Genomic DNA, 26857 nt, shown 5'->3' on the forward strand with positions numbered 1-26857 from the left:
CCCGACTTCCACCCGCGGCCACGACGGACCGCAAGGGGAGGTTGAGAAGGGTTCAGTGACAGCTCGCGAACCCTGGCAGGGTGTTGTCGTCGCCATCCCCACGCCGTTTCGGGACGACCTCTCCGTCGACGTCGACCGGCTCCAGGAGCATGTCCGGTGGCTGGCCGACGAGGGCTGCCACGGCGTGACCCCGTGCGGTTCGCTGGGGGAGTACCAGAACCTCTCCGACGCCGAACGGGCCGACGTGGTACGGGCGACCGTCGAAGCGGCCCCGGACGGGTTCTCGGTGGTCCCCGGCGTCGGCGGGTACGGCAGCCGGCAGTCCCGGCACTGGGCCGAGCAGGCACAGGCGGCCGGCGCGCACGCCGTACTGGCGCTGCCGCCGAACACCTACGCGGCCCGGGACGTCGACGTGCTCGCGCACTACCGGGAGGTGGCCGCGGTCGGGCTGCCGGTGGTGGCGTACAACAACCCGTTCGACACCAAGGTGGACCTCACCCCGGAACTCCTGGCGGCGGTCGCCGAGACCGACGGGGTGGTGGCGGTGAAGGAGTTCAGCGGGGACGTACGCCGGCTGCACCGCATCCGCGACCTCGCCCCGCACCTCGACGTGCTGGCCGGTGCCGACGACGTACTGCTGGAGCTGGTGGTCTGCGGGGCCACCGGCTGGATCGCCGGCTTCCCGAACGCGCTGCCCCGGCTCTCCGTACGCCTCTACGAGCTGTGCCGGGCCGGCGACCTGGCGGCGGCACTGCCGCTCTACACCGAGCTGCACCCGATCTTCGGCTGGGACTCCAAGCCGGAGTTCGTCCAGGCCATCAAGCTCGGCATGGAGCTTGCCGGCCGGTACGGCGGCCCGTGCCGGCCGCCCCGGGGCGCTCTCGCGGAGCCGGCCCGGATCCAGGTGACCAAGGACATGGAGCGGGCGTTGAAGGCCGACGCCGATGCGTAGCCGGTTGGTGCTTTCCGCCGTCGACTCGCACACCGAGGGGATGCCGACCCGGGTGATCACCGGTGGCGTCGGGGTGCTGCCCGGCGACACCATGCTGGAGCGCAAGCGGCTCTTCGAGCGGGACCGGGACGGGCTGCGCCGGCTGCTGATGTTCGAGCCGCGCGGCCACTCGGCGATGTCCGGGGCGATCCTCCAGCCGCCGACCCGACCGGACGCCGACGTCGGGGTGCTGTTCATCGAGGTCTCCGGCTGCCTGCCGATGTGCGGGCACGGCACCATCGGGGTGGCCACGGTGCTGGTCGAGACCGGGATGGTGCCGGTGGTCGAGCCGGTCACCACCATCCGGCTGGACACCCCGGCCGGGCTGGTCAGCGTGGACGTCGCGGTCCGGGACGGCCGGGCGACCGGGGTGACGCTGCGCAACGTGCCGTCGTTCCTGCTCGCCGCCGACCGCAAGGTGGAGGTGGGTGGGGAGATCGGCACCATCCGCTACGACATGGCGTTCGGCGGCAACTTCTACGCCATTGTGGACGCGGCGGACCTGGGCCTGCCGGTCGAGCCGGCGGCGGTGCCGGAGCTGATCCGGCGCGGGCTGCGCGTGATGGACGCGATCAACGAGCAGGCGCCGCCCCGGCACCCGACGATCCCGGCGATCGACGACTGCCGGCACGTCCAGGTGGTGCAGGACGGCACCGACGGCGCGGACGCCCGCAACGCGGTGGTGATCCACCCCGGCTGGGTGGACCGGTCGCCGTGCGGCACCGGCACGTCGGCCCGGATGGCCCAGCGGCACGCCCGGGGCCTGCTCGACCTGGATACGCCGTTCGTCAACGAGTCGGTGATCGGGACCCGGTTCACCGGCCGGCTGGTCGGGACCACCATGGTCGGCGAGCTGCCGGCGGTGGTGCCGACGGTGACCGGCCGGGCCTGGATCACCGGGACCGCGCAGTACCTGCTCGACCCCGAGGATCCGTTCCCCGAGGGCTTCCGGATCTGACTGCCCGGGCCGGACCGTCCGATCCGGGCGGTCGATGGCTCGTCCGGTTCGGCCGGGCCGGTCCGGGCGGCTTCGGCAGGTGTCGGAACCGGTCGGGGCACCCGGCGACATCTGTAGGGTGACGCCGCGGGTCGGGCCGCATAGATTCGCGTCGGCGTGATCATGATGACGGGCCGGAGGTGTCGGGACGGGGCCGCCGACTGGCCGGACGACCATGGAGCGTCCCGCACGCCGCAGTGGAGCGCCGCCGGCGCCCCGAGGGAGAACGAGAGGTGACTGGATGCACCTACTGTCCAGCAGAGGCATGGCGTGGCGGTCCGCGCTGGCCGCGACGCTCGCGGCGGCACTCGTCGTCGGCGTCGCCACGACGCCGGCCTCCGGCGCTCCGGGCAACCCGGCCGGCGGCACCGGCCCGTTCGACGTACTCGACCCGCAGGCCTGGGAGAACCCGGACGGGATGACCTGGGACGACTACGTCACGCCGCCGAACACCAACTGGGCCGACCCGACGGTGGCCGGCTCGGTCCGCAACTTCAAGATCGCTCTGGTCACCCTCGACTACCCGGACCAGCCGTTCGTGGTCACCCAGCGGGCCCGGTCGACGGTCTTCGGCAACCCCCAGTCGACGGCGGCGAACATCCCGCGCGACCAGGTGGCGGCCTTCTACACCGATTTCCTCAACAAGCCCAACGAGCTGAACAAGGGCCACACCCTGCACGAGTACTGGATGCAGGACTCGGGCGGCCGGTACGGGGTGGACCTGACCGGCTTCGGCCCGTACGAGCTGCCGGCGAAGTCCTACCAGTACGGCATCGACAACGGGACGATGAACCCGGGCGCCTGCCCGAGCGGCGAGCAGTGTGCCAAGAACATCCGGACCGACGGGCTGGGCGCCTGGCGGGCGGCGGTCGGTGACGAGGTGGCCGACTCGTTCGAGCTGGTCTTCATCCTCTCCGCCGGCCAGGACGAGTCGTCCACCTGGCAGGAGTTCGGCCAGATGATGTTCCAGACCAAGGAGGACGTGCCGGACGCCTGGGGCCCGCCGGACGCCAACCTGCCGAACTACGCGCGTACCCGGTACGTCGAGTGGACCTCCTGGAAGGCGGCGTCGACCATCTGGCCCAACGCCGGTGGCGGCTCCTCCACCCAGGCCGAGAGCTCCGGCATGGGCGTGTACGCGCACGAGCTGAGCCACCTGCTCAGCATCGGCGACAACTACAACAACCCGTACGGCACGCCGTTGCGGCGGGCGTACACCGGCATCTGGAGCATGATGTCGCGCGGTTCGTTCAACGGGCCCGGCGGTCCGCACACCCGGTGGCAGATCCCACCGGTCAACGGCGGCTCGATGGGTTCGCTGCACACCGTCCGGGACAAGATAAAGATCGGTCTGCTCGGTGAGGAACACCTGCTGCGGCTGAGCCGGGAGGCGCTGGCCACCTCCGGCATGGTGGTGGCGACGGTGACCGCCCGGGCGGTGGACGCCGGTCCGAAGGGGCTCACCGGGATCAACATCGCGATGAACCGGGACCGGTCGCCGGACTGCGACCCCAACACGGATCCGCTCTGCGACGACGGCAACTTCAACAACTACACCGTCGAGGTCGTGGACCGGATGGGTGCGGACTCGTTCACCCCGGACAGCGGCGTGCTGCTGTCCAAGACGAAGAACGCCGACAACGCCCCCTTCGTCTGGGTGATCGACGCCAACCCGCAGGACATCGACATGATCGACTTCTACCGGCCGGACGGTACCCCGCAGAAGATCACCATGGGGGACTACCGGCAGCTCTCCGACGCGCTGTTCCACGCCGGCACCCGGTCGGGCAGCGAGTACGAGTACGTGGACGAGGCCAACCGGCTGCACTTCTACGTACTCGACCTGAAGCGCGACGCCGACGGCGTGCTGTCGTACACGGTAGCGGTGCGCTCGCTCGACGGCGCCGGACCGAGCAGTCACGGCGTGGCCCTGTCAGGCGGCGAGGTGACCACCGCGACCCGGCCGACCAACCGGGGCGTGACCTGCTCGTTCACCCTGACCAACACCGGCGCGTACGCGGCCGGCGGCCAGGCGCACCCGGAGAACGCGACGGCCTACCTCACGTCGGACGTCTACCGGCTCTCCGCCTCGGTAGGCGGCAAGGGCTGGCGGGTGGAGTTGCCGAACGCACTGGCCACCGCCGGGTTCGGCAAGTCCAGTACGGTCCGGGTCTCGGTCGGGGCGACCCCGTCGGCCACCCAGACCGGCGTCGTCAGGCTCACCGCCACCTCGGAGAGTGACCCGACGAAGACCATGACCAAGCAGTGCCGCGTCCAGAAGTCCTGACCCGCCCGGCGGGACGCCCGGGGGGTGGCGCGCACGGCGCCGCCTCCCGGGCACCTCGCTCCGACCACCCCGGAGGGAAGATGCGGCGGGTCCGCTACCGCCACCTGCTGGCGGCACTGCCGCTGCTGCTGCTCGCCCCGCTGGCCGGCTGCGGCGCCGACGAGGAGCCGCGCGCCGCGATGACCGTCCGGGTACTGGTCCGGGACATCAACCTCCGGCCGGAGGGCGTCGAGTGCGCCGGTACCGGGCCGTACACCCACTTCCACAACCGGGCGGCGTACCGGGTGGTGGACGGCGACGGCGAGACGCTGGCCGAGGGCGAACTGCCGCCCGGCAAGTCGGTCCGGACCTTCGCCGAGGATCTCGAAGTGGCGCGCATCCCGACGTTCTGCGAGTTCGCCGTCCCGGTCTCGGTAGCCGACCGGGACGCGTACCGGCTGGTCGTGGACGACCGCCGGCCGATCGAGCTGACCAGGGACGACAGCGAGGGGCCCGCGCTGGTCGCGGTGGTGCCGTCGTGACCGGGCCGGTCCTGCCCACCCTGCCGGGGCACGGACGGACGCGGTGGTTCGGTGCGATGCGCCGGCCCCGCCTCGCCGCCCTGCTCGGGATCGCCGCGACGGTCGCGGTGCTCGCGGCCGGCTGCACCGGAGACGGCGGCGCGGACCCCGAACCGGCCCCGCCGGTGGCCGGCGGCGCCGCCGCACTGCCCGGCCCGGTGCCGGGTGACCTGGCGCTGCGATCGGCGCCGACCGACCTGCCGGCCGCACCGAAGGTCACCGGTACGCTGACCGACGGCAGCCCGCTGGCGGTGCCGGACCTGTGGGCCGACCGTCCGGTGGTGCTGACCTTCTTCAGCTCCTGGTGCAACACCTGTGCGTCTCGGCAGGACGCCCTCAGCGAGCTGGCCCGTGCCCACCGTGACAGGGTGGTCTTCGTCGGGGTGGCCGGCGCGGACGAGCCGGACGCCCTACAGGAATACCTGCGCCGGCACCGGGTGGAATATCCGGTACTGGTGGACGGAGACCAGCGCATCGGTCGGGCGTACGCGGTCCGGGAACCACCGGCGGTGGTCGTCGTCGCCAAGGGCGGCACGCTGCTGCGCGGCTGGCCCGGCGGAGTGGACGCGCCCACCCTGGACAGTATGTTGCGGAAACTGGTATTCGCCCCGTGAACCCGACTGGACCGACGGAGACTGGCATGGACCTGGACCAGCCGATGAACCCCTACACCGGCGCACCGACCGGTCATCCGGTGCCACACACCGGTACCGACGGACTGGACGCGGTCTGCCGGCTGGCGGCCGCCGCCGCCCCGGCGTACGCGGCACTGCCGCTGACCACCCGCGCGGACCTGCTCCGCCGGATCGGTGCCGCGCTGGAGGGGGGCCGGGACGAGATCGTCGCGCTCGGCGACGCCGAGACCGGCCTCGGTACGGCCCGGCTGCACACCGAGCTGACCCGGACCCGGGTGCAGTTGGAGATGTTCGCCGACGCCGTGGCAGAAGGGTCGTTTCTGGAGGCGGTGATCGACCTGCCCGACCCCGACGCGCTGCCGGCGCCCCGACCGGACCTGCGCCGGATGCTGCTCCCGGTCGGTCCGGTCGCGGTCTACGCGGCGTCGAACTTCCCGCTCGCCTTCTCGGTGCCCGGCGGCGACACGGCCAGCGCGCTGGCCGCCGGCTGCCCGGTGGTGGTGAAGGCGCATCCCGGTCACCCCGGACTTTCCGACCTGTGCGGCGCGCTGGTCGCCAACGCGCTCGCCGAGGGCGGCGCCCCGGTCGGCACGTTCGCCGTGGTTCGGGGCATGGAGGCCGGCCGGGCCCTGATCACCCATCCGGCGATCACGGCCGGCGCCTTCACCGGCTCCGCCACCGGTGGGCGGGCGCTCGCCGACCTCGCCGCCGGCCGACCCGACCCGATCCCGTTCTATGGCGAACTCGGCTCGCTGAACCCGACCGTGGTCACCCCGGCGGCGCTGGCCGCCCGGGGCAACGCCATCGCCGAGGCGTTCGTCGGCTCGGTCACCCTCGGCGCGGGCCAGTTCTGCACCAAGCCCGGCCTGCTCTTCCTGCCCGCCGGGCACGGGCTGGACGGGGTACTCGGCAAGGCGGTCGGCGCGGCCTCGTTCGGACCGCTGCTGGGCGCCCGGATCCGCGACGCGTACCAGGAGGGGGCCGCCGCCCTGGCCGCGGTGCCCGGGGTACGCACGGTGGTCGCGCCCGCCCCGGTCGACCAGCCGGGCTACCGGGCCGGTGCGCAACTGCTGGCGGTCTCGGCCGGTGACCTCGTCCGGCACGCCGACCGGCTGCTGGAGGAGTGCTTCGGCCCGGCCGCCCTGCTGGTCGAGTACGCCGACGAGACGGAACTGCTGGCGGCGCTGGCCGTGGTCCCCGGCGCGTTGACCGCCACCGTGCACGGCGAGGGGGCCGGTGACCCGGTGGCGGCCCGGGTGGTCGACCTGGCCGCCCGGCGGGCCGGCCGGGTGATCTGGAACGGCTGGCCGACCGGGGTGGCGGTGACCTGGGCGATGCAGCACGGCGGACCGTGGCCGGCGACCACCGGCTCGCTGCACACCTCGGTCGGGGTCACCGCGCTGCGCCGCTTCCTGCGCCCCGTCGCCTACCAGGGCATGCCCGACGAGTTGCTGCCGGCGGCGTTGCGCGCGGCCAACCCGCTGGGCATTCCGCGCCGGGTCAACGGGAAACTCCTGACCTGACCTGCCCGGCCGGTCGCGCCGGGGAGCGTCTCGATGTCCGGGTGGCTCATCGACGTCACCGTCAGGGATCGACGGCGGGCTGTCGGGTCACCCGGACTCGGCAGCCCGCCGCTCGGCCGTCCGCCGTCAGCCGACGGGGGAGGCCGAGACCACCATCGACGGCGGGACGGCCTGAAGGGCGGCCCGGAGGTTCGGCAGCGGCCCGATCCGCTGGCCGATGTCGCCGCCCTGCGGGGTGCCGGTGCTCTTCAACAGGTTGCTCACCGCAGTGGCGGTCATCACCGGTCGACCGGTCGCCTTGAGGTAGGACTGGATCGCGACCACCGCGCCGGTGACGATCGGGCCGGCGCCGGAGGTGCCGCCGAACGACCGGGTGTAGCGGATGTTGCGGTTGGCCGGGGTCGTGCCGCCCTGGAGGTTGCCGTTGCTGCCGGTGGTGGTGATGTTCTGCCCCCAGCCCTGTAGGTCGAGGCGGGAGCCGTAGACCGAGAAGTTCAGCCGGGACCGGTTCGTACTGGAGCCGGCGCCGACCATGATCGCGCCGGAGTCCCGGACCGACCGGTCGAACCGTCCCCGGAACTCGGGAGCGTCGAGGTTCTCGCCCCCGTTGCCGCCGGTGGCCACCACGACCGCCCCGAGCCCGGTGAGCAGGACCGTCGCGTCGAACACCGACTGCACCCACTCGGCCGGGACGTACCGGGTACCGCCGTTCGGGCCGACCGTCTGCTGCTCGATCAGCACCGCGTCGCCGGGCCGGAGGAACTGGGCGAGGTGCGACAGCGCGGCCGCCGGGCGGTAGCTGGCCTGGCCGCTGCTGAGCCGCTGCATCGGCGAAATTCCGAACATGTCGGCGTCCGGCACGCCGCCGGTCACCCCGTAGCCGTTCGGCTGGGCCACCAGTTCGCCGAAGACCGCCGTACCGTGCTCGTCGGCGAAGCTGGTGTTGCGGGGGAACTGGGTGCCGCCGAGGTCGCTGGACCAGTCGAGCTGGAGGTCCTCGTGGAACGGGTTCCAGTCGTACTCCAGATCGACGATCCGGATCCCCGCTCCCCGGGCGCGTGGGTCCTGGTGCGCGTAGTCGGCGTCGACCCCCTGCGGCGCCGGCCGCTGGTAGCCCTGCATCGAGGTGAAGTCGGGGGTGGCGGGCGGCGGTGCCGCTTCGGGCGCCGGATAGGCGTACGCCACGTCGGGCAGGGCCCGCAGGTCGCGCAGCGCCGCCGACACGTCCGCCCGGGCGGGCAGGGTCAGGTGATACCACGAGGCCATGTCGGGGATGGCCCGGCCGGACCGGGCCTGCGCCGTCGCGGCCAGCCCGGCGAGTCCGGCCAGCGTCGGCTCCGGCAGCAGCGGGCTGAGTTCCACGGCGCGGTGCCGGTCCAGTACGGTCCGGACCGGGCCGAGGTCCCGGCCACGCTCGCTGCGCAGGGCGCGGTCCGTGCCGCGTACCGCCGACGCCTCCGCGAACTTGACCTCGAGTACCACGCCGGGCGACACGGCGTCCGAGCCGCGTACCAGCCGGCCGTCGGGCAGTTGGCCGGAGACGGTCAGCGTGGTGGTGGCGGCGCTGAGCTGCCCGGTGGCGCGCAGCGCCTCCTTGTCGAAGTAGAGCCGCAGGTCGGACCGACCGTCGGAGTTCACGTCGGTGACGGTGCTGAGGAACCCGCCGCCGACCCACCGGGCGACCGCGGCGCCGCTGCGGGCGTCGACCGGGGCGTCCGGGCCGAGCCGGACGGTGCCGGGGTCGATCCGGCTGACGTCCACTGCGGCGGTGCCGAACAGGGTCACCGCCAGTTGCCCCTGGCCGGCGAGATTGGGGGCCTCGGGCGCGTCCAACGGGATGTCGACGGTGCCGACCAGGGGATCGTCGGCACGTGCGGCGCCGGTGCCGGCCACCTGACCTGCCACGACGAGGGCGCCCAGTGCGAGTAGGGCGGTCAACCGCCTGGACATGCCGAACCTCCAAGGTAGACCGATAGTGGGCAGCAGGTGAAAAGCTACTGATCACAGTGAAGTCGGTCTATCTACAGGTGTCGTGACATCGACGATCCGGGGTCGGACTCCTGTTGCACGCGGGACATCCCGGTCAGGGGTGGCGCAGACGGCCGACCGTCGGGCCGGCTACCGCCACAGTGCGGCGCGGGTCCCGACAGATGCCCCAGGCCCGCCCGAGGCCGTCAGTAACCGGTCGTGACCCCGATGCGTTGAGTGGGGTAGAGACTGCGGCCAGCGGCAGTGAGGTCTGTGGCGTGACCGATTTCCCCTTCATTCGGTCCGCAAATGCCGGGCATGGAGGGTGGCGCTATGGCCGAGATCAGGGTTGTGGCTGTAATTGACTTCGGCACCCATGGCTGCGGCTTTGCCTGGACATTCCTGAGCCCCTTGCACGACGATCCCTGCCAGCGGCAGATTTTCACCTGCGACGAGTGGCCGGGGCAGCCATCACCGTACCCGAAGACTCTCACGGCACTGATCATCGATCGTCATGGCGACGTCTTGTCCTGGGGGTGGGAGGCGCATCGGATGTGGCGCACCCATGGTCTCGAGCTGTACCACGCGGGTCACCGGTACAAGAAGCATTTCAAATTGTCCCTGGCGCGTTTCGGAGACGAGCGGCCGCCGTTTCGGGGAGTCTCCCTCAATGATTGCGAGGACAGCCCGGAGCGGCTCGTCGTGGCATTCCTGAAGAGGATCTACCAGCGGGCGTTGACCGAGATCTCCGGGAGTGGTTACCGCGCGGACGAGATCCGCTGGTGTCTGACGGTCCCGGCGATCTGGGACGACTACCAGAAGCAGCTCATGCGTGAGGCGGCCTACGAGGCGGGAATGCCGACCGAGGACGGACGACTCATCCTCGCCCTTGAGCCCGAGGCCGCCGCCTATCACGCGCGAGTATCGGGAGTCAGCGTCAACGGTGCCGAGGACGGTAGGGACCTCAACCAGCCCGGTACCAGATTCATGGTGGTCGACTGTGGAGGCGGGACGATCGACATCACCGCGTACCGCAACGACGAGAACGGGCTGATGGTCGAGATCGGTCGCGCCTACGGGGACAAGAGCGGGTCGGCGTACCTGAACAAGGTGTTCGAGGAGACGGTACTCACCAAGCGCCTGGGTGGTGTGGAGGAGATGCAGCGACTCGCCAATCAGTGTCCCGCGGCGCTGGAGGACCTGCTCGACGCCTGGGAACGGGTCAAGGTGCACGCGACGGTCGATCTCGCGCAATCGCTGTACCTGCCGATCGGAAAGGCACTCGACCGCTGCCTGAGTGAGTCGGCGAGGTACGCGCTACCAGATCTGCAGGGCGGAGAAGACGAGTACATCGTCGTCTCCCCGGACGAGGTTCGCGACGTCTTCGAGGAGGTCGTTCCTCGTATTCTGGACATGATCGACCGACAACTCGACGAAATGCGTTCGGCCGCCGGCCCGGCACAGTCGCCGGAGGTGGTCCTGCTCGTCGGAGGGTTCGCCGCGTCGCCCTACCTTCAGCAGCGCGTACGAGGCCACCTCCGCGGGCGGGCCGAGGTCCGTGTCGTACCCAGATCGGCCATGGCGGTACTGGCGGGAGCGGTTCACTTCGCCTACGACCCGCAGACCCGTGCGCGCCGATCCAAGTACACCTACGGCATCGATGTGGTCACGTCGTTTGAGGAAGGCGTCGATCTGCCGGCCAAGCGGCGTGTCAACTCGCGGGGAGAGGTCACCTGCGTCGATAGGTTTGCCGTGTTCGTCCGTGCCGGTGAGACTGTCCGGAGCGGACACGAGGCCGTCCAGGGATGCATCCCGGTCGAAGGCGACCAGACGGAGGTCGACGTCGACTTCTATGCGACCCGGGATCCCGAACCGCGGTACGTCGATGAGGTGGGCTGCTACCGCGTTGGCCGACTGACAGTGGACCTGGCCAAGGTGATGCACCTGGACCTGACGCAACGAAGCATCCGTGTCGCCATGCAGTTCGGCGAGACCGAGGTCAAGGCGCGCGTCACCCTCGGCGGCAGCGATCTCCAACTGAACGCGGTGCTCGATTTCGTCGCTCGCTAGTTGGACGGCGAGGACCGCTAAGCCAATCGCGGTCACGGCTTGGGTGTGCCGGTGGGCATTGCGGCGAGCGGGAAGCGACGGTCGAGCGCCGGCAGTATCGATCGGAGTGCGGCCACGGTTGCCCGCCGGTCTCCGCCGGCGTCGTGCAGCAGGACGATGGCGCCCGGGTATACATCGGACGTGACGGTGCGGATGATGTTTCTGGCGCCGGGACGGGCCCAGTCACGGGGATCGACCGCCCAGTGCAATGAGGTCATGTTCAGTTGTTGGGCCGCCCTGACGACGGATCGTGTCCAGGCTCCGCCCGGTTGCCGGAAGTAGGGGATCGGCACTCCCGCTACCGCTGACCGGATCGCCTGGTTGGTCCGGGTCAGGTCGGCCAGAATGGCGGATCGGGAGCGGCTTCCCAGTCTCATGTCGTGTGCCCAGGAGTGGTTACACAGAGTGTGTCCGTCGGCGGCGATGGCCCGTACCAGGTCGGGATGGGCTCGGACGTTGACACCCACCAGACAGAAGGTGGCTTTGACGCCTGATCGGCGTAGCAGAGCCAGGATCGGAGGGGTGTAGCGGGGGTCCGGGCCGTCGTCGAAGGTGAGCGCCACCTGCGAGGAGCCGGTGGTCACCCGGGCTCCGTAGGGCCCGTCATGCTCTGGACCGAGCGGCCAGGCCGGAACTCGTGCTGACGGGACGCTCGGGCTGGCGGCGACGTCCGGTGAGGCCGAAGCGGGTGAGGTGGGCACGCCGGACCCGGTGGCCGAGGCGGGGCCGCGCACCGCGGAGCGCCGGCCGCCTTCCAAGTCGGTGATCACGCGCACCAGGACGTACGAGCCGGCGAGGACCACGGTGGCGACAAAGGCTGCCGTCCCCAGTTTCAGGAGTCTCGACATGCCGGCAATATTATATAGATTGTGTAACTAACATCCCTTATGCCGTTTTTATACTTGACCAGTGCCCGGGCCGATCACTCCGGGCACTCTCGCGGCGACGCGCGCGCCACGGCGGCCAGTCGAGGAACGGAGCGCCGATGACGGGCCGCCCGTGCGGCGGCCGCTTGAGGTGACGCCGCGGCGTGAAGCTGGCCCACACTCTCCTCCCCGTCCACATCTGACTGTCGCCGGGTGCGGCGGTGGAACTGTGCGGCGCGTGCCGGTGGTGCCGTCGCCGATCTGGTCGAAGGTGTTGTCTCCCCGCGCGTAGCGCTGCCCCGTCGAGGTCAACGCCACGTTGCACAGGTTGTCGCGGCGATCGCGGTGAGCGGGGCACCGGGCCCGCTGCGCCGGATCGCCGCCACCCGCGCCGATCCGATCGGGGTGGGTGGCCGGAGCGGTCCCGGGCTACCGACGACGGGGGCGGACCAGGCGGATCAGTACTCCTGATTTGGACATACGACCCAATAACAGCACTTATAGTGCGATACGCTGAGCGATGAGAGATTCGCTGTCAACTACGTGTGGAACCCGCATGGGCGGGACTGGAGGAGTCGTGCCGTATTCGCGTTCGTCCCTCATTCCCGCTCGTCGGTCGGTCCGCCTTGTCGACCACCCGCTCCCCGACCGGGACGGCGAAGGTGGTCGTGCCGGCCAGGCACGGACGGGTCAGTCGGTCCGGCCTCCGTTCCCGCCGCCTTGCCGCATGCGGACACGCCGCATCGGAGGCCACATTGCCGGGTCGATCGAACTAACGGCAGAGGCGGCACGTCGCCGCCTGATCGAAGGGAGCGTCGTGCGGTGGTTCACGACCGTATGAGGGTACTGATGACATGCAGGGTCTTCGAACCCGGCTTTCGTGGTGGCGGTATAGTGCGGGCGATCGTCCAGACCGTCGACACGGTTTCTGATGATGTCGATCTGACGGTTGTCACACGGGACTGCGACGTCGGTTCCACGGAGGTCTATCGAGACCTGTCCGGAAGATGGTGGGGCCGGCGACGCTCCCGCATCTTCTATCTGGACGTCCGTCGTCCTCTGCAGTGGCTCGGGTTGTGGCGCGAGCTACGGAAGACCAGATTCGACCTACTGCACGTCAACAGTCTGTGGGAACCACTCTTCACCGTGCTACCGATCGTCGCCGTACGGCTCCGGCTCGTCAACGCCCGCCGGGTCCTTCTCTCTCCGCACGGGGAGTTGTCGCCGGGAGCGTTGATGCTCAAGGGCAGGAAGAAGCGTCTGTTCCTGACCGTGTGGGCGCCTCTGCTGCGGCATGCCGACGTGACGTGGCATGCGGTGACGAACCGGGAGGCAGCGGAGATCAGGGCGGTGTTCCCGTGGGCCAAGATCCTGGTCAACCACTACCAGGTGCCGCTGCCCGACGAGCCTCTGCCGCCGCAGGCCCCGAGCGACGGGCCGGTGCGACTGGTCTTCCTCGGGCGGATCTCGCCGAAGAAGAACCTGGACATGGTGCTCGACGCTTTGAGTCGGGTGTCGTCGCCGGTCGAGCTCGACATTTACGGCCCGCTGGAGGATGTCGCGTACTGGTCACGCTGCGAGCAACTCATCTCCCGGCTTCCCCGGAATGTGATGGCGCGCTACCAGGGCGAGGTCGCGCCTTCGGCGGTCCGGCAAATTTTCTCCCGCTACGATGCCTTCGTCTTTCCCACGCTGGGAGAGAACTTCGGATTCGTCATCGCCGAAAGCCTGTCCGCCTCCTGTCCGGTGATCTGCTCGGATGAAACGCCCTGGACTGATGTTCTCAACGACGGAGGAGGCCTGGTCCTCGACGAACTCGCTCCCGCCGACCTGGCAAAGGAACTCGATCGCTTCGCGGCCATGACACCGAGCGAGCGCCTTGACGCACGCGAGCGAGCTGGAGACGCCTACCGGGCGTGGCGGCGGGCTGTCGGCAACGACAACCTGCTGGACCGGGTACGGACACACGGATTGATTCCGTCGGGTGCGGGTGTGTGACCCACCGGCCGCACCGGGTCGGGGGAGGAGATCCCTCGTGACGTGGGACGGGGAGTGGGCGGGATTCCAGCGATCGGCAAGGCCGCCCCTGGGCAGGTGTGCGGACGATTCGACCCGCCGCTGGGAGAAGACCAGCGCAGCCAGGTGCCACCGCGACAACGGTCGCTACCAGGCGCCCGTGACGCCGGGTTGCGGGACCTACGGTATGCCCCTCCACGCCGTCCTCCGACCAGCGGAAGCGGCAAGTCAGGGTAAAACTCGCCTTTCCCGATCGGTGGTTTCCGGAAAAAGCCGCATATCGGCCATAATGCCACCTAAGCTGTCAGAGCGCATCCGCCAGGCACGCGAGGCAGGGGCAGGCGCTGCGGCCACGGCCGCCCCTGGTCCAGGTCCACCGCAGCGCGGCCGGTGCGCCGCTGCTCGGATCCAGAACCCGGGCACTGGCTCTGTTCTCTCTGAACCATCTGTCGAAGGGCTGCCGCCGAGGCGGCAGCACACGTCGTAAAGGACCAGGCTTTGAAGATCACCGTTATCGGCTCCGGGCATCTCGGAGCCCCCCACGCTGCCGGCATGGCAGACATCGGCCACGACGTCGTCGGTGTCGACATCGACCTGGCGAAAGTCGCTGCCCTCAATGCCGGGCGAGGCTGGTTTCACGAACCCGAACTCGACGACCTGCTGTCCCGCAACATCGGCACCGGAAGACTTCGGTTCACCACCGACCTCACCGACGCCGCGGCGCACGGCGAGGTGCACTTCCTGGCTGTCGGTACCCCGTCCGGTCCCGACGGCTCCTACGACCTGTCCCAACTCACCGCAGCCGTCAGCGCGCTCGCTCCGCATCTGCGCCGTCCATGCCTGATCGTCGGCAAGTCCACCGTGTCACCCGGCACCGCCCGCGCCGTGGAGGCCCTGGCCCGCCGGCTCGCTCCGGCCGGCGACGCGGTCGAGGTGGCCTGGAACCCCGAGTTCCTCCGCGAAGGCACCGCCGTCGCCGACACCCTTACGCCCGACCGGATCGTCATCGGCGTCAGCTCCGCGGAAGCCGAAAAGTCCCTCCGGGCGCTCTACGCGCCGATCATCAAGAGCCACGGATGCCCCCTTGTCGTCACCGACCTCGCCACCGCGGAAATGGTCAAGGCCACCGCCAACGCCTACCTCGCCACCCGGATCAGCTTCATCAACGCTGTCGCCGAGATGAGCGCCGCCATCGGCGCCAACGTCACCGACCTCGTCGAAGCCATCGGCTACGACACCCGCATCGGGCATCACTACCTTCAGCCCGGCCTCGGCTTCGGCGGTGGCTGCCTCCCCAAAGACCTGCACGCCTTCACCCACCAGGCCGACAACACCGGCAGCACCGAAGCCGCCGCGCTGCTGCGCGCCGTCGACACCGTCAACCGGCACCGGCGCCACCGGGCCGTCGAACTCGCCCGCGCGGTCCTCGACGGAAAACTTGCCGGCCGCCGCGTCGCCGTCTGGGGTGCCGCGTTCAAAGCCGGCGTCGATGACGTACGCGATTCACCCGGCCTGGACGTCGCCGTACGACTCCACCAGGCCGGCGCCCACGTCGCCGTCTACGACCCCCAAGGCATGGCCCAAGCCCGCCACACCGCCCCGGCACTCAGCTACGCGCCCACCGCTGCCGATGCCGCCCAAGACGCCGACCTCGTCCTCGTCACCACCGGTTGGCCCGAGTTCCGCAGCCTCGACCCGTATGCCATCGGCGACAGGACCGCCGTCCGCCGGATCATCGACACTCAGGGGGTGATCGTCGCGGCTCGATGGCGCGCCGCCGGTTGGAGCGTCACCGACATCAGCTTCCGACCCGCCTCTCAACAGGCGCAGCGAAGCCCGGCCTGCCAGCTCGTCTGAAGGAACGGCGGCCCGAAGCCTCCGCCGTCGACGTCCCCTCGTTCGCACGCGTCAGGCGGTGTCGACGTCGGCGGCGAGCCCGATTCACCTGCGGCCACAACGGACCGTGCGACGGACGCCCGGCGCATACCAGGGGTTGCGCACCGGCCGCATCAAGATTGACCGAGTTGTTGGTCCAAATATGGCATAGCAGGCTAATCACCTCATTATAGTTTCTATACATCGGTCGGCATGAGGTCTGCCGTCCGTTCTGTTTCGCGCCGCGCCCAGGGCAGGAGTCGTGTGATCTTCGCGTTCCAGTCTGGTTCACTGCCGATCCCGGCTGCCGTCCGCCAGACCGTCGCCCGGTACGACGCCTTCGTTCCTCCCGTCCTCGGTGAGGGCCTCGGACCCGCCACCGCGGAGAGCAGCGCGCGGGCTGGCTGCTCTCTGCCGATGTGGAGCGAACCATGACCACACTCACCCGGGGCGCGCGACGGGCGAAGACGTCCAACGGAGTGCGACTTGCCGTTGTCGCCACGTCGACGTTCAACGTCGTCTCGACCGGGACTGCCGGTATAGCGGGCATCGTCATCGCGCGGTCGCTGGGGCCGAGCGTCAGGGGCGAGTACGCGGCCATCATGGCCTGGTTCGTGCTCCTGCTGGTGGTCGGCGGGCTCGGCCAGTCAGCGGCGACGACGTTCTTTGTCGCCCGCGATCCCGGTCGGGCTCCCGAGTACGTGGCCGTGTCCCGGAGCATTGTGGTCGTTTCCGGGGCGGTGACACTCGCCGTCGGGATGATCGCCGCCCCGCTGCTCGGTTCGGACAGCGGGACCGTGGTGTGGGCCTACCGGCTGATGTTCGCCACCTGCCTGGCCGCGTTCGTGGGTCTCAGTTACACGTTCGCGCTCCAGGGGTCGAGCATCGGTCGGTGGAATCTGACGCGGATCTCCCAGCCGGTCGGGTACCTGGTAGTGGTCGTCGCGCTACACGCCACCGGCCAGCTCACCCTGATCACCGTGTTGGCGGCATTCTCCGCCACGACGGTGGCCCAGACGGTGCTGGCCTACGGGTTGTGCGCACGCGGCCGGCTCACCGGGGGTCGGCCGAGTCTCGTCCTGGTCCGTCCGATGGCGCGTTACGGTGTCGGGCAGCTCGCGGCCACGATACCGCTGGTGGTGATCGCCCGGCTCGACCAGTTGGCCCTTTCGGTCACCGACGACCCGTCCGCGCTCGGCAACTACGCGGTGGCTGCCTCGCTGACCGCACTCGCCGTCCCGGTCGCGGCGGGGCTGGGCTATGTCGCGTTCCCCCGAATCGCCGCGCAGCGAGGTCCGCGGTCGGCGACGACGCGGCTGCAGTGGCGGGCCGTGGCCGTGAGCGGTGCCATCGCCGTCGCGCTGATGCTCCCGCTGGCCGCGCTCGCGCCCTGGCTGGTCCCGACGGTGTTCGGTCCGGGTTTCGACAACGCCGTCGTGCTGGTGGTCCTGCTGGCCCCGGGCGGCGTCTTCATGGCTTGCCAGCAGGTGTGCGCGGACCTCCTTCGTGGACACGGCCGGCCGCTCGCCGCCGGGCGGGCCCAGGCGGTCGCCGCCGGGGTGATGGTCGTACTGCTCGGCACGCTGATGCCGGTCCTGGGTCCGCCGGGCGCTGCCCTGGCCTCCAGCATCTCGACGGGCGTGGCGTTCCTGCTGCTTCTCCGCGCGCTGAGCCGCGCCCTGGCTGCGGACGAACCGAAAGAGTCGGTGCCATGATTGTCTTCGTTGTCGGGTGTCCGAGCCCGTACACACTCCCGTGCTCAACCGGCTGCACGACGAACTCGGTGGAGAGCTGTCAGTCTGCTACCTCTGCGGTACCGACACCTCGCACGGCTGGGGCGAGATTGCCGCGACGCACCGCTACGTCGCGCTCGACCGTCCCGGCGGACGGGCCGCGTTCGCGCGCGCACTGCTGTCGTCGAGGCTGCGAACCGTCTGCGTGTACGGGTACCGGGGCGGGGCCCGGGTGGTGGCGGCGAACGTCGCCCGGCTCCGTGGCGTCCCGCTGGTGTTGCGGGGAGCGGCCGATGTCCGTACCGAGTGGTCGCGGCGGGCGTTTCTCCGGCTCGTCAAACGCTGGTATCTGCGGGCGCTCCTGGGACAACCGGAGCTGTGGACCAACGGGTCGGCGAACACCGCGTACTGGAATCTGCTCGGCCTGCAACGCCACCACACCATTCCATACGCGCTACAGCGCCTGCCGGGGGGCGAGTCCGGCGCGGCGGCGCTGCGCGCCGAGTTGGGGTCGCGGATCGTCTCGTCTTCACCTTCGTGGGCAGGCTCGAACCGGTCGAGGCAGTCACCGACCTGCTGCGGGCATATGACATCGTGCGGGCCGATCCACCGGCGCTCGCCGCCGCCATGCTCGCCGAGTACCGTCAGGGACCGCGCCGGGCCCGCGCCTGCAATGTGCGGACACCGCCCGGGACATGGCGGAACGGCTACGCGAACTCGCCCGATGCAACGTCGAGACGGTCAGGGCTTGATGAAGATCGCCGTGTCCCAGACGCCGGAACAGGTCCAGATGTGCCTCCACTGCCCGACGGCGCGGGCCACCTCCGCCCACACCTGACTCGCCGGCCCCTGTGCCGGCCTTCTCGCCCCCGGAGAGCGGGAGAGCGACGGGAGGAACCTCTCGACGTTGTCGACGATGAGTAGACCACCCGGGCGGAGCTTGCCGAGAGAGAGCTGGGCGCAGGCGTCGCGGTAGATTCCGTCGACGAGCGCGAAGTCGAGGCTGCTGTCGTCGAAGCGCAGCAGCGTTCGGACGTACTCGCTCTCGGCACCCCGGTCGAACGGCACGTCCGGTGCCGCGAACAGATGGTCGACGTTGTGGACGCCCTGCGCCTTCAACCTCGCGGAGACCGTGCCGTGCCACACGTCGTCGTGCTCCACGCTGGTCAGGTGCCGCACCCGTTGCGACAGCCACAGGGTACTGCGGCCAGAACCGAACTCCACGCCCTGGTCGCTCGGGCGCAGCATGGTGGAGAGGATCTGCGTGGCCTGCGGGGTGAGCCATGGCGCATCGGGATGGCTGCGGCTGTAGCGCAGCTCGCGCGTGCGGTCGAGGAAATAGCGGGGGGTCCAGTGGCCAAAGCTGCGCATCTGTCCTCCGGTCACCGGTACTCGGGCAGGACGGCGAACATGTCCCGCGAACTGACGCCCGACACCTCCGTGTCCCGGAGCACGCCGAGGTGGTCCGGACGGGCGAACTGATAGCCGTACCCGGCGAGGATGGCGGCGACGGGGCCGCGGTCCTCACCCAGCACGGACCTGCTCCTGGCGTTCCATTCGATCTGCAGCACGCCGATGCGCCGTTGCTCCAGTGCCCGACGGGCGCCGTCGAGAACCAGCCGCTCGGCGCCCTCGACGTCGATCTTCACCCCGACCGCGAACCGGCTGCCGAGAATGTTGTCCAGGGTGTCGACCTCGATCGTGTCGCCCACCGCCCCCGGTTCGAGTCGGAGGTGGTTGGTGGTGTCTTCCCCGGTACTCAGCGTGCATTGGCCCGGGTGGTCCGCCAGCCCACACTCCCGCACCGTGATGGCGAATTCGTTGAGCCTGACGTTGGCGTGGAGCCGCCGTACCGCCTCCGGAGAGGGTTCGATCGCGATGACCTCGGCGCCGCAGTCGCCGGCCCACAGGGCGTAGGCGCCGACGTTGCTGCCGACGTCGACGAACAGGTCGCCGGGCCGGAGGATGCGTCGCCACGCCTGCATTTCGTTCCAGTCCGGAGGGTTGGCGTACACCACCTTCGACGCCGCCGCGCAGTGCAGCTCGGCCCACATCCGGCCGCTGCGACCCACGGTTGTCAGTGTCCGCAGGCCGATCCGCCCGCGGAGCTGGAAGCGGGCCGCTCGAGTGATGCTGCTGAGCTGCCGGCCACGGTTGGCCGGATGCGTCCAGGCGTAGGTGAGTACCTGCCGGATCTGCCGAACGGCAGTGTCGGGCCGGACCATTCAATTCTCCTGTCGGTAATCAGGAACCACACAACGATGAGCACCGCGAGCCGCATGCCGGCACGTACGGTGAAGGTGAAGGTGCCCCAGACCAGGTCGGGCAGGCCCGCGGCGATGATGACCGCGGTGGCGTACGCCAGAAGCGCGTGCCGGCCCATGAGCGGGCGGGCTGAGGCCCGGGCCAGGAAATGGTCGGCCGCCCGCACGACGAACCCCACGACGGGCACCATGAGCACCAAGCCGACGAGGCCGAAGTTGTAGAGCCACTCGCCCTGGAACAGCGCCGCGTCGGAGTGGCCGCTGTTCGCTAGCTCGGGGTGCAGGATCGGCACCAACTCCGCACCGAAGCCCGACGGCTTGGTCGGCCAGACGGCGCGCGGGACGAGCGAGACCGCCGCTGCCCAGAAGGTGTGGCCCCAGGCGTGGGCAAGGAAACCGGCATCATTGTGACTCAGCAGGTCGCCGAAGCTGCCCAACGGACTCGCCACGGACTCGAGCCCGGTGCCGGTGATCTGTGCACCTGGATGATTCGCCCGCACCGCGTCCATGCGCATGTTGGCCATCATCAACAGGATCGGTACCGAGCCGGGGATGACCAGGGCCTTCACCAGTCGGGTCCGCGTTCGCCGTGCTATCACGATCAGCAGGGCGAAGCCCAGCGAACCGAGCATCAGCCGACCGTAGCTGTTGGAGGTGACCACCGAGAGCGCGAACCCTCCCGCCGCCAGCAGACAGCCGAGCAGCGGCGGCCGGCGCTCGTCGCCCAGAAGGCCGATCGCGACCAGCAGCGCGCCGACGAAAACGGCGGCCTGGCTCAGGTGGCGCAGCGACCCGAGAAACTCGAGCGAGGCGACTGCGGCACCACAGGCGACAAGGATTCCGATCCAGGTGAGCCGGTGCAGGAACGCCGGATCGACAGGACGTGGCCCGGACGGCTCCGGCGGCGGCTCCTTTGTCCAGAACAGCAGCCAGGTGGTCACATGGCCGAAGTAGCACAGCACCAGCGCACGCAGCAGGGACTCCTCGTCGGTGCTGCCGGAGAGCAGGTACAGCCCGGCGAACCCGACGAAGAGAGCGAACGCGAAGTTGTAGATGCCGACCGCGCTGACGGTGGTTCCACCGTGGCGCCAGTAGACCCACAGCCCGAAGAGCAGGGCGGCACTGGAGAGTACGAAGATCGCGCGGGTGTGGCCGACCGCCGGTACGTCCGAGTCGAGCAACACGCCGAGAAGCCCGAAAAGGTACCATCCGGCCCCCGCTGCCGCGACCCGGAATACCGTGCGCTTCCGGTCCGGGCTCTCCGCTGGAGGGGGTGTGCCGGCCGTCGCGATGGCGAGGGCAGGCCGGGACCCGGGACGGCGGAGCCCGATGTGGACGGTCACCCGGCCAGTACTCCGTGTCGGACGACCGGCAGCGCACCGTCGGCGTGCGCCGCGACCACGACGGCGTCGGTGACCGCCGCCGGCACGAGCGGCCTGGCCTTGATGATCACGTCGAGCATGCTGCGAATCCCTCCAACCCGGATAACGAACCAGCGAAGCACCGAGTCAGCATAGAGCGTGCTTTCCGAACGATAAGGAGATATACGAAAAACCGCCTGTGAGTGGCTATGCCGGAGCTGAGCCGACAAAGCGCCCGGTGGGAGCGAGGCGAATGCGCGCCGGATCCGTGACCGTCTCACCTTCACCAGAACGTGACACTGTATGGTTTGCGATCTGGCCGGCGATCCGGTGCTGGCGTGCCGAGATGTCGAGGGTGGTATGGAGTTCTTGGGTAGTCCCGAGCTGTGGGTCGCGTTCGCGACGCTGCTGCTGCTGGAGGTCGTGCTGGGCATCGACAACGTGGTGTTCATCTCGATCCTGGCCGGTCGGCTGCCCGAGCACCAGCAGGCGCGCGCCCGCACCATCGGCCTGTCGCTGGCCCTGGTGACCCGGCTGCTGCTGCTGGCGTCACTGTCCTGGGTGATCGGGCTGACCGCGCCGCTGTTCACGGTCTTCGGGCAGGAAATCTCCGGCCGTGACCTGATCCTGTTGCTGGGCGGGTTGTTCCTGCTCGGCAAGGCCACCTACGAGATACACGAGCATCTAGAGGGCGCCGAACACGGTCGCTCAGCCCGGGGCACGTCGTCGTTCGCGGCGGTGATCGTCCAGATCCTCATCCTCGACATCGTCTTCTCCCTCGACTCCGTGATCACCGCAGTCGGCATGGTGGACCAGTTGTTCATCATGGTGGCGGCCGTCGTGGTCGCAATGGTGATCATGTTGGTCTCGGCCGGCACCGTCAGCCGATTCGTCAACACGCATCCGACGGTCAAGATGCTGGCCCTGTCGTTCCTGCTGCTCATCGGCGCCAGCCTGATCGCCGAGGGCTTCGACCAGCACATCCCCAAGGGATACGTGTACGGCCCGATCGCGTTCTCCATCTTCGTCGAGTTCCTCAACCTGCGGGTACGGGCCCGTCAGCAGCGGAGCGCGGCGCAGCCCGTGCACCTGCACCCCACCTACGTCAAGTCACCCGAGACCGAGACCTCGACCGCCTCGGGCGACTGAGGCTGGTCCCCGTAGTCGCCCGTCGACCATCTGACCGGCGGTGGCCCCCCGACCGGAGGCAGGGACAGCCGTGGACGCGTCGCCTGGTCGGCGGGGCCTGGGACCGGCCGTCGGGTCGGCCGCGCGGATGTCGTCGGGCCGTAACACCTGCCGCTGTACAGTTTCCGCAGGATCCGGACGAGGCAGGGAGGTGGACCGTCGACGCGACCTTGTTGCGGATCGGGGAGGTCGCCGCTCAAGCCGGCGTCTCGCCGCGCACCGTCGACTTCTACACCAGTCTCGACCTCATCGCCCCGGCTGCCCGTTCCGGCGGGAACTACCGGCTCTACGACCCTGAGGTGATCGAGCGGATCACCACGATCCGTGCTCTGGAGGCTCACGGTGTGCCGTTGCAGGAGATCGCGGCGGCGCTGCGTCAGCCCGTAGCCGACGACCTCGACGCCAGGCTCGACCAACTCGACAACGCCCTGCATGCCCTGCAGGCCGCCGCGCGACACAGTGACGAACACGCCCACGGCCTGCTCACCGCGATCACGACCCGCGCCCACGCCCTCATCGCGACCGCCCTCGACCTCACCGCCGGGCTACCCCCGCCGGCCTGACCGTCCCGTCGACCGCACGGCGGAGCAGCCGGCGGTTCATCGGGCCGGCGGCGGTCGTGGCGGCGCGAGCGGCCCACGACGAACCCTGGTCGCTCGGCCCGACAGGCAGAGATCCGGAACGCCCACCGGAAACCCGGTGAAACCTTGGTGGACACCGCACTAGCGTGGGGCGATGAACCTCGATCCGGTGATGCACAACCGGGCCGCGTGGGACCGGCAGGTCGACAAGGGCAACGAATGGTCGCGTCCGGTCTCCGCCGCGACGATCGCCAGGGCGCGGGCCGGCGACTGGTCGGTCGTACTCATCGGCTATCAGCCCGTCGACCGGGCCTGGTTTCCGGCTGACCTCACCGGCGTGGACGTGCTGTGCCTGGCGTCCGGTGGCGGTCAGCAGGGTCCGACGCTCGCCGCCGCCGGTGCCCGGGTCACCGTCTTCGACAACTCGCGCCGCCAGCTCGAACAGGACGAGATGGTGGCCCACCGGGACGGCCTGGAGTTGCGGACGGTCCTCGGCGACATGCGCGACCTGTCGGTCTTCGCCGACTCCGCCTTCGATCTCGTCTTCAATCCCGTCTCGAACCTGTTCGTGCCCGACCTCGCTCCGGTGTGGCGGGAGTGTTTTCGGGTGTTGCGCCCGGGCGGTGCGCTGCTCTGCGGTTTCGTCAACCCTGACGTCTTCCTCTTCGACCACGAGGCGTTGGACGAGCGCGGCGAACTGGTGGTGCGCCACCGGCTCCCGTACAGCGACCTCACACACGTCCCGGCGGAGGAACGCGCGCGGTTGTGGGGTGCCGACGCACCGCTGGAGTACAGCCACACGCTGGCCGAGCAGATCGGAGGTCAGCTCGCCGCCGGCTTCGCCGTCGTCGGGTTCGCGGAAGCGCCGCACCACTCCGACGCCACCGCCGGCTGGCTGCCCGGCTACTTCGCGACCCGGGCGGTCAAGCCACCCCGATAGTTCCCCCTTCGACGTGCGGGCCGCCGGCCGGACCTGCGGTGCCGGCCCGGCGCTGGCCGGGTGACTTCGAGGCGTGCGAGACTGGCGGCGCAGGTCATCGGGGGGACGGGATGCCGCTGAAGAACGAGGACCGGCCGTCGGACTCGCCGTACGTCCATCGCGTGTGGCGCAGCCAGGCGTCCGGGGTCGCGCGGATGACCTCGATCGCCACCTCGAACTGGGAGCTGGTGTTCTGGGAGCAGCACGGCCGCGTCCACGCCGCGGTACGCGGTCCGGAGACCACGGTTTCGAGCGTCGAGGTGCCGGACGGGTCGGCGTCCTTCGGGATCACGTTCGCGCACGGCAGTTCGATGCCGCACCTGCCCGCGGCGCGGCTGGTCGACTCCGCCCTGGAGAGCCCGCACGCGACCGCGACCACGTTCCGGCTGCGCGGCGAGGAGTGGCCCATCCCCGACTTCGAGAGTGCGGAGCAGTTCGTCGCCCGGCTGGTGCGGGAGGGCGTGGTCGTGCGGGATCCGCTCGTCGACGAGGTCGTGGCCGGCGGGATGCCGGAGCTCGGCACGAGGTCGGTGCAGCGCCGCGTCGCCGCGGCCACCGGGCTCACCCAGGGCGGCATCCGGCAGATCGAGCGCGCCCGGCAGGCCGCGATCCTGCTCGGCGAGGGCGTCGTACCGCTCGAGGTCGTCAACCGGCTCGGCTACTACGACCAGCCGCACCTCGCCCGCTCGCTCCAGCGTTTCATCGGCCGTACCGCGACCGAACTGCGCCGGCCGGACGCGGTCGCGCAGCCCCTGTCGCTTCTGTACAAGATCGGCGACCCCGCCGGTTCCTAGCCTGGATGCGACGCGGCACCGCGCCGCCGCGGGGGACATCCCCGCACCGCTACCGGCTACCAGGAAGGCACTCCAGTTGACCTCCTCCACCGCCCTAAAGGGCGGGGATTCCCTTGGTCGCCCTTGGGTTTTCCTGCTTCAACACCGACCGCCTCGTCCGGGCGTCCGCCCGTTGAGGTCTTACACCGGCTCCACAGGCCGTAACGGAGAGCCCCTCCGCCAGAATGTTGGGGGCCGCGTTGACGTCACGGTCGTGGATAGTGCCACATCGGCAGGTCCACGTCCGCACGTCCAGCAGCATCCGCTCAGCGAGAACACCACACGTCGAGCAGAGCTTGGACGACGGGAACCAACGGTCCACCACGACCAGGTCCCGGCCGTACCAGTCGGCTTTGTATTCGAGCATGGTGCGGAACTGCCGCCAGCCGGCGTCGCTGATGGCGCGGGCCAGAGGGCGGTTTTTGACCATGTTACGCACGGTCAGGTCCTCGATCACGATCGTTTGGTTCTCACGAACGAGTCGAGTGGTCAGTTTGTGCAGGTGGTCCCGACGCCGGTCGGTGATCCGAGCATAAATCCGGGCCACCTTCAACCGGGCCTTGGCCCGATTCAGCGACCCCTTCTCCTTGCGGGCGAGTTGGCGCTGGGCGCGGGCCAGGGCGGACCGGTCCCTGCGTTCGTGACGCGGGTTGGTGACCTTCTCACCGGTACTCAACGTGAGCAGGCTGTCGAGTCCGGCGTCCACCCCGACGGCCGTGTTGGCGGCCGGGGGCGATTCGATCGCATCGTCACAGGGCAGGGACACGAACCAGCGTCCCGCCGCGTCCTGCGACACCGTCACCGTGGACGGCGACGCACCCTTGGGCAACGGCCGCGACCACACGACGAACGCGCCTTGAAGATGCCGAAGGGCCTGCTGCAATGGCACCGACGACACCTCGTTGAGGAACGCCAGTTCCTCGGTCTTCTTCCACGCCGTGAGCATCGCACTGGTCGCGTTGTAGGTGATCCGTTCCCGCCGCAGGACCCACGCCTCGGTGCGGGCCTGCAGGGCCAGGTTGTAGACCTTCCGGACGCATCCGAACGTGCGCGACAGCTCCACTGCCTGCGCCTCGGTCGGGTAGAAGCGGTACTTGAACGCCCGCTTCACCGCCCTGGACACGGCTCACACGTTAACGCACCAGCCGGTAAGCCCTGCGGTGACGCGCGGGTAGACGCCCATCCGCCCTGGCGGCGGATCGGCTATCCCTGCCCTGCTGCCCGGGTCCTCTCCGGCCTGCAGGCCGGAGAATCCACGGAAGGAATCCGATGACCGAGAACGCCCGCGCGGCCGTGGTGTCCGCCGACGGCACCGTGATCGCGTTCAGCGCGTGGGGCCGGGGCGAGCCGCTGATCATCATCGACGGCGCGACCGCCTACCCCGCGATCAACCCGCTCGACGAGGAGATCGGCCGGCTGCTCGGCGACGAGTTCCGGACCTATGCCTACGACCGTCGCGGCCGGGGCGAGAGCACGGACACCGCGCCGTACGCGGTGTCGCGCGAGATCGAGGACCTCGCCGCGCTCATCACGGTCGCCGGGGCACCGGCGACCGTGTTCGGCTGGTCGTCCGGCGCGGTCCTCGCGCTCGACGCGGCGGCGGCCGGACTGCCGATCAGCCGGCTCGTGCTTTTCGAGCCGCCGTTCGTGGTCGACGACAGCCGTCCGCCGCTGCCGACGGACTACGTGCGGCGCCTCGATGACGCCGTCGCCGACGGCCGGCCCGGCGACGCCGCCGAGCTGTTCCTGACCGCCGCGGCAGGGATGCCCGCCGGGGCCGTCGAGGGGATCCGGCAGAGCGACTTCTGGCCGGTCATGGAGGCGGTGGCGCCGACGATCGCCTACGACGGCCGGATCATCGGAACCACCATGTCGGGGGCGCCGCTGCCCCGCGACCGCTGGGCCGCGGTCAGCGTGCCCACGCTCGTGCTGCACGGCACCGGGACGTTCCCGTTCATCGTCGCCGCCGCCCACGCGCTCGCCGAACTGCTGCCGACCGCGACCCTGCGGGCCGTCGAGGGCGAGCAGCACAGCGCGCCCGCCGATGTACTCGCCGCCGCGCTGCGCGACTTCGCCCACGCCCGCTGACCG

Annotated in this window: 22 protein-coding genes; 15 read left to right on the forward strand and 7 right to left on the reverse strand. The window is 70.1% G+C overall.

The features are described from left to right. Nucleotides 1-55: 55 nt before the first annotated feature. The 6 genes from ACSMXO_RS16395 to ACSMXO_RS16420 all read left to right on the forward strand — a co-directional run bounded on the left by ACSMXO_RS16395 (nucleotide 56) and on the right by ACSMXO_RS16420 (nucleotide 6993). Complete coding sequence (locus tag ACSMXO_RS16395; RefSeq protein ID WP_346256697.1) at nucleotides 56-952, forward strand: dihydrodipicolinate synthase family protein; 897 nt, start codon at nucleotides 56-58, stop codon at nucleotides 950-952. Continuing rightward, nucleotides 945-1949, forward strand: coding sequence for a proline racemase family protein (locus ACSMXO_RS16400; RefSeq protein WP_455418390.1), 1005 nt, complete (start codon nucleotides 945-947; stop codon nucleotides 1947-1949). Before ACSMXO_RS16395 ends, ACSMXO_RS16400 begins: the two co-directional genes overlap by 8 nt. A 280-nt stretch (nucleotides 1950-2229) precedes the next feature. Continuing rightward, nucleotides 2230-4275: a M6 family metalloprotease domain-containing protein gene (locus tag ACSMXO_RS16405; protein WP_455418391.1), complete on the forward strand. Its 2046-nt coding sequence runs from the start codon at nucleotides 2230-2232 to the stop codon at nucleotides 4273-4275. 80 nt (nucleotides 4276-4355) lie between these two features. Further along, nucleotides 4356-4796: a hypothetical protein gene (locus ACSMXO_RS16410; protein WP_455418392.1), complete on the forward strand. Its 441-nt coding sequence runs from the start codon at nucleotides 4356-4358 to the stop codon at nucleotides 4794-4796. Further along, nucleotides 4793-5449 carry a TlpA family protein disulfide reductase gene (locus tag ACSMXO_RS16415; RefSeq protein ID WP_455418393.1) on the forward strand — a complete coding sequence of 219 codons (657 nt, stop codon included), beginning with the start codon at nucleotides 4793-4795 and terminating at the stop codon, nucleotides 5447-5449. The genes ACSMXO_RS16410 and ACSMXO_RS16415 overlap by 4 nt, the downstream gene beginning before the upstream one ends. A gap of 26 nt (nucleotides 5450-5475) precedes the next feature. Beyond that, nucleotides 5476-6993 (forward strand): aldehyde dehydrogenase (NADP(+)), encoded by a 1518-nt coding sequence (locus ACSMXO_RS16420; protein WP_455418394.1) that lies wholly within the window; start codon nucleotides 5476-5478, stop codon nucleotides 6991-6993. Between the two features lie 126 nt (nucleotides 6994-7119). Here the strand turns inward: ACSMXO_RS16420 and ACSMXO_RS16425 are convergent, their stop codons facing one another. Next, nucleotides 7120-8943 (reverse strand): S8 family serine peptidase, encoded by a 1824-nt coding sequence (locus ACSMXO_RS16425; protein ID WP_455418395.1) that lies wholly within the window; start codon nucleotides 8941-8943, stop codon nucleotides 7120-7122. Between the two features lie 351 nt (nucleotides 8944-9294). Here ACSMXO_RS16425 and ACSMXO_RS16430 point away from each other — a divergent pair, with 351 nt between their 5' ends. Then, the gene (locus tag ACSMXO_RS16430; RefSeq protein WP_455418396.1) at nucleotides 9295-11031 is read left to right on the forward strand and encodes an Hsp70 family protein; all 1737 of its coding nucleotides are present in this window, start codon (nucleotides 9295-9297) and stop codon (nucleotides 11029-11031) included. Nucleotides 11032-11063: 32 nt separating this feature from the next. Here ACSMXO_RS16430 and ACSMXO_RS16435 read toward each other — a convergent pair whose 3' ends face one another. After that, a complete protein-coding gene (locus ACSMXO_RS16435; RefSeq protein ID WP_455418397.1) occupies nucleotides 11064-11918 on the reverse strand; it encodes a polysaccharide deacetylase family protein in 855 nt (284 codons plus the stop codon). A 912-nt stretch (nucleotides 11919-12830) separates the two neighbouring features. On the opposite strand from ACSMXO_RS16435, the gene ACSMXO_RS16440 reads away from it, so the two are divergent. The 3 genes from ACSMXO_RS16440 to ACSMXO_RS16450 all read left to right on the forward strand — a co-directional run bounded on the left by ACSMXO_RS16440 (nucleotide 12831) and on the right by ACSMXO_RS16450 (nucleotide 17542). Further along, nucleotides 12831-13934, forward strand: a complete 1104-nt coding sequence (locus ACSMXO_RS16440; RefSeq protein WP_455418398.1) for a glycosyltransferase family 4 protein — start codon at nucleotides 12831-12833, stop codon at nucleotides 13932-13934. 516 nt (nucleotides 13935-14450) lie between these two features. Continuing rightward, nucleotides 14451-15809: a UDP-glucose dehydrogenase family protein gene (locus ACSMXO_RS16445; protein ID WP_455418399.1), complete on the forward strand. Its 1359-nt coding sequence runs from the start codon at nucleotides 14451-14453 to the stop codon at nucleotides 15807-15809. Nucleotides 15810-16258: 449 nt separating this feature from the next. Next, nucleotides 16259-17542: an oligosaccharide flippase family protein gene (locus ACSMXO_RS16450; protein ID WP_455418400.1), complete on the forward strand. Its 1284-nt coding sequence runs from the start codon at nucleotides 16259-16261 to the stop codon at nucleotides 17540-17542. 759 nt (nucleotides 17543-18301) lie between these two features. Here ACSMXO_RS16450 and ACSMXO_RS16455 read toward each other — a convergent pair. The 4 genes from ACSMXO_RS16455 to ACSMXO_RS16470 form a co-directional block, all read right to left on the reverse strand. Beyond that, nucleotides 18302-18931 carry a class I SAM-dependent methyltransferase gene (locus ACSMXO_RS16455; protein WP_455418401.1) on the reverse strand — a complete coding sequence of 210 codons (630 nt, stop codon included), beginning with the start codon at nucleotides 18929-18931 and terminating at the stop codon, nucleotides 18302-18304. Between the two features lie 11 nt (nucleotides 18932-18942). Further along, a complete protein-coding gene (locus ACSMXO_RS16460; RefSeq protein ID WP_455418402.1) occupies nucleotides 18943-19632 on the reverse strand; it encodes an FkbM family methyltransferase in 690 nt (229 codons plus the stop codon). 5 nt (nucleotides 19633-19637) lie between these two features. Next, nucleotides 19638-21008 (reverse strand): hypothetical protein, encoded by a 1371-nt coding sequence (locus tag ACSMXO_RS16465; RefSeq protein WP_455418403.1) that lies wholly within the window; start codon nucleotides 21006-21008, stop codon nucleotides 19638-19640. Nucleotides 21009-21163: 155 nt separating this feature from the next. Then, nucleotides 21164-21286 (reverse strand): hypothetical protein, encoded by a 123-nt coding sequence (locus ACSMXO_RS16470; protein WP_346256711.1) that lies wholly within the window; start codon nucleotides 21284-21286, stop codon nucleotides 21164-21166. A gap of 259 nt (nucleotides 21287-21545) precedes the next feature. Here ACSMXO_RS16470 and ACSMXO_RS16475 point away from each other — a divergent pair, with 259 nt between their 5' ends. From ACSMXO_RS16475 to ACSMXO_RS16490, 4 genes are all read left to right on the forward strand, one after another. Then, a complete protein-coding gene (locus ACSMXO_RS16475) occupies nucleotides 21546-22334 on the forward strand; it encodes a TerC family protein (RefSeq protein ID WP_455418404.1) in 789 nt (262 codons plus the stop codon). Between the two features lie 212 nt (nucleotides 22335-22546). Next, nucleotides 22547-22936 carry a MerR family transcriptional regulator gene (locus ACSMXO_RS16480; RefSeq protein WP_318403139.1) on the forward strand — a complete coding sequence of 130 codons (390 nt, stop codon included), beginning with the start codon at nucleotides 22547-22549 and terminating at the stop codon, nucleotides 22934-22936. A 172-nt stretch (nucleotides 22937-23108) separates the two neighbouring features. Further along, on the forward strand, nucleotides 23109-23894 hold the full coding sequence (locus ACSMXO_RS16485; protein ID WP_455418405.1) for a class I SAM-dependent methyltransferase: 786 nt from the start codon (nucleotides 23109-23111) through the stop codon (nucleotides 23892-23894). Between the two features lie 110 nt (nucleotides 23895-24004). Next, on the forward strand, nucleotides 24005-24727 hold the full coding sequence (locus tag ACSMXO_RS16490; protein ID WP_455418406.1) for an AraC family transcriptional regulator: 723 nt from the start codon (nucleotides 24005-24007) through the stop codon (nucleotides 24725-24727). Nucleotides 24728-24821: 94 nt separating this feature from the next. Here the strand turns inward: ACSMXO_RS16490 and ACSMXO_RS16495 are convergent, their stop codons facing one another. After that, the gene (locus ACSMXO_RS16495) at nucleotides 24822-25889 is read right to left on the reverse strand and encodes an RNA-guided endonuclease InsQ/TnpB family protein (protein WP_455418407.1); all 1068 of its coding nucleotides are present in this window, start codon (nucleotides 25887-25889) and stop codon (nucleotides 24822-24824) included. A gap of 146 nt (nucleotides 25890-26035) precedes the next feature. On the opposite strand from ACSMXO_RS16495, the gene ACSMXO_RS16500 reads away from it, so the two are divergent. Further along, complete coding sequence (locus tag ACSMXO_RS16500; protein ID WP_455418408.1) at nucleotides 26036-26854, forward strand: alpha/beta fold hydrolase; 819 nt, start codon at nucleotides 26036-26038, stop codon at nucleotides 26852-26854. Nucleotides 26855-26857 lie beyond the last annotated feature (3 nt).

The sequence above is a fragment of the Plantactinospora sp. DSM 117369 genome (genome assembly GCF_053764795.1).

What these genes read in the sequence shown, in the direction of transcription:
- ACSMXO_RS16400 (WP_455418390.1), top strand. Translation starts at nt 945, where the DNA reads ATGCGTAGCCGGTTGGTGCTTTCCGCCGTCGACTCGCACACCGAGGGG.
- ACSMXO_RS16405 (WP_455418391.1), top strand. Translation starts at nt 2,230, where the DNA reads ATGCACCTACTGTCCAGCAGAGGCATGGCGTGGCGGTCCGCGCTGGCC.
- ACSMXO_RS16410 (WP_455418392.1), top strand. Translation starts at nt 4,356, where the DNA reads ATGCGGCGGGTCCGCTACCGCCACCTGCTGGCGGCACTGCCGCTGCTG.
- ACSMXO_RS16420 (WP_455418394.1), top strand. Translation starts at nt 5,476, where the DNA reads ATGGACCTGGACCAGCCGATGAACCCCTACACCGGCGCACCGACCGGT.
- ACSMXO_RS16425 (WP_455418395.1), bottom strand. Translation starts at nt 8,943, where the DNA reads ATGTCCAGGCGGTTGACCGCCCTACTCGCACTGGGCGCCCTCGTCGTG.
- ACSMXO_RS16430 (WP_455418396.1), top strand. Translation starts at nt 9,295, where the DNA reads ATGGCCGAGATCAGGGTTGTGGCTGTAATTGACTTCGGCACCCATGGC.
- ACSMXO_RS16435 (WP_455418397.1), bottom strand. Translation starts at nt 11,918, where the DNA reads ATGTCGAGACTCCTGAAACTGGGGACGGCAGCCTTTGTCGCCACCGTG.
- ACSMXO_RS16450 (WP_455418400.1), top strand. Translation starts at nt 16,259, where the DNA reads ATGACCACACTCACCCGGGGCGCGCGACGGGCGAAGACGTCCAACGGA.
- ACSMXO_RS16455 (WP_455418401.1), bottom strand. Translation starts at nt 18,931, where the DNA reads ATGCGCAGCTTTGGCCACTGGACCCCCCGCTATTTCCTCGACCGCACG.
- ACSMXO_RS16470 (WP_346256711.1), bottom strand. Translation starts at nt 21,286, where the DNA reads ATGCTCGACGTGATCATCAAGGCCAGGCCGCTCGTGCCGGCGGCGGTC.
- ACSMXO_RS16475 (WP_455418404.1), top strand. Translation starts at nt 21,546, where the DNA reads ATGGAGTTCTTGGGTAGTCCCGAGCTGTGGGTCGCGTTCGCGACGCTG.
- ACSMXO_RS16485 (WP_455418405.1), top strand. Translation starts at nt 23,109, where the DNA reads ATGAACCTCGATCCGGTGATGCACAACCGGGCCGCGTGGGACCGGCAG.
- ACSMXO_RS16490 (WP_455418406.1), top strand. Translation starts at nt 24,005, where the DNA reads ATGCCGCTGAAGAACGAGGACCGGCCGTCGGACTCGCCGTACGTCCAT.
- ACSMXO_RS16500 (WP_455418408.1), top strand. Translation starts at nt 26,036, where the DNA reads ATGACCGAGAACGCCCGCGCGGCCGTGGTGTCCGCCGACGGCACCGTG.